7 protein-coding genes are annotated in these 6,316 nt (G+C 73.9%); 5 read left to right on the forward strand and 2 right to left on the reverse strand.

The genetic code is table 11. The features are described from left to right. Positions 1-34: 34 nt before the first annotated feature. The 5 genes from E9529_RS15010 (at position 35) to E9529_RS15030 (ending at position 5,320) form a co-directional block, all read left to right on the forward strand. Complete coding sequence (locus tag E9529_RS15010) at positions 35-1,615, forward strand: Re/Si-specific NAD(P)(+) transhydrogenase subunit alpha (RefSeq protein WP_236831957.1); 1,581 nt, start codon at positions 35-37, stop codon at positions 1,613-1,615. Further along, positions 1,612-3,018, forward strand: a complete 1,407-nt coding sequence (pntB, locus tag E9529_RS15015; protein ID WP_236831958.1) for a Re/Si-specific NAD(P)(+) transhydrogenase subunit beta — start codon at positions 1,612-1,614, stop codon at positions 3,016-3,018. The genes E9529_RS15010 and pntB overlap by 4 nt, the downstream gene beginning before the upstream one ends. 414 nt (positions 3,019-3,432) lie before the next feature. Continuing rightward, positions 3,433-4,101 carry a GAF and ANTAR domain-containing protein gene (locus tag E9529_RS15020; protein ID WP_255709179.1) on the forward strand — a complete coding sequence of 223 codons (669 nt, stop codon included), beginning with the start codon at positions 3,433-3,435 and terminating at the stop codon, positions 4,099-4,101. 50 nt (positions 4,102-4,151) lie between these two features. Beyond that, positions 4,152-4,586, forward strand: coding sequence for a hypothetical protein (locus E9529_RS15025; protein WP_236831960.1), 435 nt, complete (start codon positions 4,152-4,154; stop codon positions 4,584-4,586). Positions 4,587-4,621: 35 nt separating this feature from the next. Next, on the forward strand, positions 4,622-5,320 hold the full coding sequence (locus E9529_RS15030) for a sulfite exporter TauE/SafE family protein (protein ID WP_236831961.1): 699 nt from the start codon (positions 4,622-4,624) through the stop codon (positions 5,318-5,320). A 3-nt stretch (positions 5,321-5,323) separates the two neighbouring features. Here E9529_RS15030 and E9529_RS15035 read toward each other — a convergent pair whose 3' ends face one another. Together E9529_RS15035 and E9529_RS15040 are read right to left on the reverse strand one after the other, a co-directional pair. Then, on the reverse strand, positions 5,324-5,713 hold the full coding sequence (locus E9529_RS15035; RefSeq protein ID WP_236831962.1) for a hypothetical protein: 390 nt from the start codon (positions 5,711-5,713) through the stop codon (positions 5,324-5,326). 254 nt (positions 5,714-5,967) lie between these two features. Further along, positions 5,968-6,316, reverse strand: a 349-nt coding sequence (locus E9529_RS15040; RefSeq protein ID WP_236831963.1) for a transglycosylase SLT domain-containing protein, incomplete at its 5' end; no start/stop codon positions are given.

Here is a 6,316-nt window from a genome sequence, read left to right on the forward strand (position 1 = left end):
ACGAGGCCAGGCCAGCGAGGAATGGAGCGCCACGATGCAGATCGGAGTCCCGCGCGAGACGCGGCCCCGCGAGACCCGGGTGTCCGCGACACCGGCGACGGTCACGCAGCTCGTGCAGCTCGGCTACGACGTCGTGGTGCAGGCCGGCGCCGGGACGGCGGCGAGCTTCCCGGACGAGGCCTACGTCGCGGCCGGAGCGCGGATCGGCCCGGCGGCCGAGGCGTGGGGCGCCGAGGTCGTGCTCCGGGTCAACGCGCCCGCCCTCGACGAGATCGAGCTGCTGGCCGACGGCGCGACGCTGGTCAGCCTGCTCTCCCCCGCCCTGAACCCCGAGCTGGTCGAGGCGCTCGCCGCCCGGCCGATCACCGTGCTCGCGATGGACGCCGTCCCCCGCATCTCCCGGGCGCAGTCGATGGACGTGCTCTCCTCGATGGCCAACATCGCCGGGTACCGGGCGGTCGTCGAGGCGGCCAACGTGTTCGGCCGGTTCTTCACGGGTCAGGTGACCGCGGCGGGCAAGGTGCCGCCGGCGAAGGTGCTCGTCGCCGGCGCGGGCGTGGCCGGGCTCGCCGCGATCGGCACCGCGTCCAGCCTGGGCGCGATCGTCCGGGCCACCGACGTCCGCCCCGAGGTCGCCGAGCAGGTGCGCTCCCTGGGCGGCGAGTACGTCGCCGTGCCCGCCGGGGAGCGGGAGGTCAGCAGCGACGGCTACGCCCGCGAGATGGGCGAGGACTTCAACCGGCGGGCCGCGCAGATGTACGCCGAGCAGGCCCGGGACGTCGACATCGTCATCACCACGGCGCTCATCCCCGGCCGGCCGGCCCCGCGGCTGATCACCGAGGAGATGGTCGCCTCCATGCGCCCGGGCTCGGTGGTCGTCGACATGGCCGCCGCGCAGGGCGGCAACGTCGCCGGCTCGGTGCCCGACGAGGTCGTCGTCACCCCCAACGGCGTCACGATCATCGGGTACACCGACCTGCCCGCCCGGCTCCCGGCGCAGGCCTCCCAGCTCTACGGCACCAACCTGGTCAACCTGCTCAAGCTGCTCACCCCCGGCAAGGACGGCCGGCTGGTGCTCGACCTCGACGACGTGGTCCAGCGGGGCATCACCGTGGTGCGGGCGGGCGAGCTGATGTGGCCCCCGCCCCCGGTGCAGGTGTCGGCGGCGCCGCCACCTGCCGCACCTCCGGCCGGGGCGACAGCGGGCCTCCCGGCCGTGCCGCAGCGGACCCCCGCACCGGCGCGCCGTTTCGCGCTGGTCGGGGTCGCGGGTGCGCTGCTGTTCCTGGTGGCGGCCTTCTCCCCCGACGAGCTGCTGGGGCACCTCACCGTGTTCGCGCTCGCCGTCGTCGTCGGCTTCTACGTGATCGGGAAGGTGCACCACGCGCTGCACACCCCGCTGATGAGCGTCACGAACGCCATCTCCGGGATCATCGTGGTCGGCGCCCTGCTGCAGCTCGGCAGCGACGACGGCCTGGTGCGAGCGCTGGCGTTCGTGGCCACGCTGGTGGCCAGCATCAACGTCTTCGGCGGCTTCGCCGTCACCCGGCGCATGCTCGGCATGTTCTCCCGCGGCCCGGGTGCTGCCGGCGCGAGGCCGGGGGCGGCCCGATGACCGCCACCAGCGCTGCGGCCGCGGCCTACGTCGTCGCCGCGCTGCTGTTCATCCTGAGCCTGGCCGGCCTGTCGAGGCACGAGACGGCCAGGGCGGGGAACTCCTACGGCATCGCGGGCATGGCGATCGCGCTGGCCGCGACGGTCGGGCTGGCCACCCGCGACATCTCCACCGTCGGGCTCACCCTGCTCGTCGTCGCGGTCGTCGTCGGCGCGGTCATCGGCCTGTGGCGGGCGCGCGTGGTCGAGATGACCGGCATGCCGGAGCTCATCGCGCTGCTGCACAGCTTCGTCGGCCTCGCGGCGGTGCTCGTGGGCTGGAACGGCTACCTCTCCGTCGAGGGCGCCGAGGGCGGGTCGCCGCTGTCCGGCGCCGAGGCCGGCATCCACTCCGGCGAGGTGGTGGTGGGCGTCTTCATCGGCGCGGTCACCTTCACCGGCTCGATCGTCGCCTTCCTCAAGCTCTCGGCGCGGATCAGGAGCAACCCGCTGGTGCTGCCGGGCCGCAACTGGCTCAACCTGGGCGCGCTGGCGCTGTTCGCCGTCCTCACCGTCGTGTTCGTGGCCGACCCGGGTCTGACGGTGCTCGCCGTCGTCACGGTGCTGGCGCTGGCGCTGGGCTGGCACCTGGTCGCCTCGATCGGCGGCGGCGACATGCCCGTCGTCGTCTCGATGCTCAACAGCTACTCGGGGTGGGCCGCTGCCGCGTCGGGCTTCCTGCTGGGCAACGACCTGCTGATCATCACCGGCGCGCTGGTCGGGTCGTCCGGCGCCTACCTCTCCTACATCATGTGCAAGGCGATGAACCGCTCGTTCCTCTCGGTCATCGCCGGCGGGTTCGGCAACGAGGGGGCGGCGGCGTCGTCCGACGTCGACTACGGCGAGCACACCGAGATCACCGCCGAGGAGGTCGCCGAGCTGCTGCGGGACGCCAAGTCGGTGGTGATCACGCCTGGCTACGGCATGGCGGTCGCGCAGGCGCAGGGCGCCGTCGCCGAGCTCACGCGCAAGCTGCGCGAGCACGACGTCGACGTGCGGTTCGGCATCCACCCGGTCGCCGGGCGGCTGCCCGGCCACATGAACGTGCTCCTCGCCGAGGCCAAGGTGCCCTACGACGTCGTGCTCGAGATGGACGAGATCAACGACGACCTGGCCGGCACGTCGGTGGTCCTGGTCATCGGCGCCAACGACACGGTGAACCCCGCGGCGACCGAGGACCCCGCCAGCCCGATCGCCGGCATGCCCGTGCTGCGGGTGTGGGAGGCCGAGCACGTGGTCGTGTTCAAGCGCTCGATGAACACCGGCTACGCCGGGGTGCAGAACCCGCTGTTCTTCCGGGAGAACAGCCGGATGCTCTTCGGCGACGCGCGCGAACGGGTGGAGGACATCCTCAAGGCGCTCTGACCCCGGCAGCACCGTGACGGGGTGGTCGGGGCAGGCTGCCTGTGACGTCGCAGGCCGCGCCGACACCCACGTCGAGCCGCTCCACCGACCGATCGGCGCGTCGGGGTGCGCTCGACGGTCGGCGGTGCGGCTCGACCCGCGTGGCGGTGGGTACCGCCTGACCTGCGACCGGCCCTCGTCGGCGTCGCCCTCCCGGGTCCGGCGCCCGCGGGCAGCTATATTGAGCGTCGCTGAACACGCGTCACACAGCCGGCGCGAGGCAGGGCCCTCGGGCCCGGCCCTGGGGGAACTGGAACAACGCGGGCCCTCGCTCTGACCGCCGGCGTCCCTTCGTCCGGTGCAGGAAACCGACGGAGTGCCACGCGTGATCCCCCTGACGACGATGCCCTCGCCGTCCAGCCGGCGTTCGAGGAACTGGCCCGGCTCTCCTTCGCGGAGCACTCGCTGGGGTCCGTGCTGGAGCGGGTGACCGAGCTGGCCGGCCGCATCCTCCCGGACCGTCCGGTGGCCTCGGTGACCATCATCGACGGCGACCGCTCCAGCACGGCGGCCGCCAGCGGCGACCTCGCTCTGGAGCTGGACGAGCTCCAGTACCGGCTGGGCGGCGGGCCGTGCCTCGAAGCGGCCAGGACCGGTCGCGCCACCGTCGTGACCGACACCCGCACGGAGCCGCGGTGGCCCGCATGGGGAGCCGAGGCCGCCACGCGGGGCTGCGGGGGCACGCTGTCCCACCCGCTGCCGGGGCGGCAGCTGGTCACCGGCTCGCTGAACCTCTACGCCGGGGACTCTCCCCTCGCCGACGACCGCACCCGCGCCCTCGTCTCTCGGCTGGCCACCTACGCCGTCGGCCCGGTGTCGAACGCGTACCTCTACGAGACCGCGGTGGAGCGGGCCGAGCACCTGGCGGCAGCCCTGGAGCACCGGGGGGTGATCGACCAGGCCAAGGGCATCCTCATGGAGCGGTACAAGCTCACCGCCGACCAGGCCTTCCAGCTGCTGGCACGGGTGTCGATGGAGAGCAACACCAAGGTGCGCGACATCGCCGCGCGCTTCGTGCTCACCGGGCAGCTGCGCCCGGACTGAGCAGGGCCCGAGGAGTTGCGTCCGGGGCACCGGTCACCCACGGTGTGCTCGTGGATCCCTTCCGCGGGCTCGGCATGCCCCGCATCCCCGGGTTCGGCGAGCTGGTCGCGCTGCTGCAGACGCAGACGGAGGCGTTGTCCCAGCTGCCCCGCACGCTGGCCGACCTCAACGGCGCGGTCCGGGAGCTCACCGCCGCCACCACCGCCGCCCGGGACACCATCGCCTCCGCCCAGCGCATGGCCGAGCGCCTCGAGGGGCTGGTCGAGGAGCTCGAGGAGCCGGTGCGGGCGCTGCGGCCGGGCATCGAGCGGGTGGGGCGGGTGCTGGACGACCCCGCCGTCGACACAGTGCCGGAGACGCTGCGCCGGATCCACGACGACCTGATGCCGCTGATCCACAGCCTGCGCCAGGCGCAGTCGCGGGTCGGCTCGGTCACCGGCCTGCTGCGCCGTCGTCCGGCCGATGACGAGGACGACGGCTACTGACCGCGGAGCTGACCGCCGACCCGGTCGTCCTGCTGGTGTGCGGCCTGGCAGTGCTGGCGGCCTCGGTCGTCCAGACGGCGACCGGCATGGGCTTCGGCCTGCTCGCCGGCCCGCTCGTGCTGCTGGTGCAGCCGGCGCTGGTGCCCGGGCCCCTGCTGGTGGGGACGCTCGCCACGCTGGTGCCGGTGGTGTGGCGCGAGCGGGCGGCGCTGGAGCTCGCGACCGTGCGGGGGGCCGTGCTGGCGTCGGTCCCGGGCGTCGTCGCCGGCCTGTTGCTGTTGCAGGTCATCGACGTCCGGATGTTGGGGATAACGGTCGGTCTGGTGGTGCTGCTCGCCTGCGGCGCCTCGCTCGCGGGCGTGCGCCTGCCGGGCGGGCCGCGCGCGCTCGCCGTCGCCGGGTTCGCCTCCGGCACGCTGTCGACGGTCGCGGCCACGCCCGGGCCGCCCATCGTCGTCACCTACCGGGCGCCCACCCCGGCGGCCCAGCGGGCGAACCTGTCGGTGTTCTTCGTCGGGACGACGCTGCTCTCCCTCGGCGTGCTGGTGGCCGGCGGGGAGCTGACCGGCGGCGGGCTGGCCGCCGGGGCGGGGCTGGTGCCCTTCGTGCTGCTCGGCTTCCTGATCGCCGGGCCGTTGCGCCGTCGGCTGGCGCTGCCGACGATGCGCCGCGCCGCCCTGGTGCTGTGCCTGCTGTCCGGGGCGGCGCTGCTGGTCAGGTCGCTGGCAGGGTGACCGTCAGCGCTCGGCGGGGGGATCGCGGCGCACGATGTCGCCGACGGCCTCCTCCAGCCGCGCCCACGTCCCGCTCCACTCCACCAGCGGGTCGAGGATCCGCTCGAAGACGGCGAGCTGCTGGTCGAAGGCGTCGAGCTGGGCCCGCATCGCCGCGATGGAGCTGCGCTGCGCGGTCACCATCTCCTTGATCGCGCGGAGCTGGGCGGCGGACATCGCGCCGGGCGGGCTGGGCAGGGCCGACAGCGGGAGCCGGGACGTCGCGCTGCCGGCCAGCCCGCGGGCTCGGTCGCTGAAGAACCGCAGCTGGCTCACGAACTCGTCGATCGACCGGCCCACGAACCCGCCCTGCGGGATGTCCCGTTGCTCGCCCCCGGCCCCTGCCTCGCTCATGGCTCCCCCTCGGCCCTCGGTCGCTCCTCGACCCTAGGCACGCCCGGCCGCCGGCGCAGTTCCGCCCCGCTCACGACCACGAGATCGGCGATCTCGGGCCCGCCGGACGGCTGATGGCCCGAGACCGCCGATCTCGTGGTGAGGTGCTGGAACGGCCTCGCTGCAGGGGCCCGCGCCGAGCCCGCGAAGTGCTGGAACGGCCCCGTCCCGGGTCCCGCCCCGAGCGCGCGAGGGGCGGGGAGGACGGGGTCCTCTCAGTACCAGCCGACCGACTGCGAGTGCCCCCAGGCGCCGCACGGGGAGCCGTAGCGGTTGTTGATGTAGATCAGGCCGGCGTCGATCTGCCGGTAGCCGTCGGAGGTCTTCGCGATGCCGGTCCCGGCCCAGGTGGAGTCGAGGAACTGGGCGATGCCGTAGGCCGTGCTGCGCGGGTTCTGGGCGTTGGGGTTCCACCCGCTCTCCTTGCCCCACAGGCTCTCCAGGCAGGAGAACTCGCCGGCCGAGCCCACCTTGCCCATCGCGTACTCCTTGAAGGAGCCGGCCGGGGCGGGCGCGGCGGCCGGCTCCTTCAAGGAGTACGCGATGGGCAAGGTGGGCTCGGCC

The organism is Blastococcus sp. KM273128 (assembly GCF_021698975.1).
GTDB lineage: Bacteria > Actinomycetota > Actinomycetes > Mycobacteriales > Geodermatophilaceae > Blastococcus.

Bases quoted from the DNA above. Each gene is read 5' to 3' on its own strand.
- pntB (WP_236831958.1), top strand. From the start codon at position 1,612: ATGACCGCCACCAGCGCTGCGGCCGCGGCCTACGTCGTCGCCGCGCTG.
- E9529_RS15010 (WP_236831957.1), top strand. From the start codon at position 35: ATGCAGATCGGAGTCCCGCGCGAGACGCGGCCCCGCGAGACCCGGGTG.
- E9529_RS15035 (WP_236831962.1), bottom strand. From the start codon at position 5,713: ATGAGCGAGGCAGGGGCCGGGGGCGAGCAACGGGACATCCCGCAGGGC.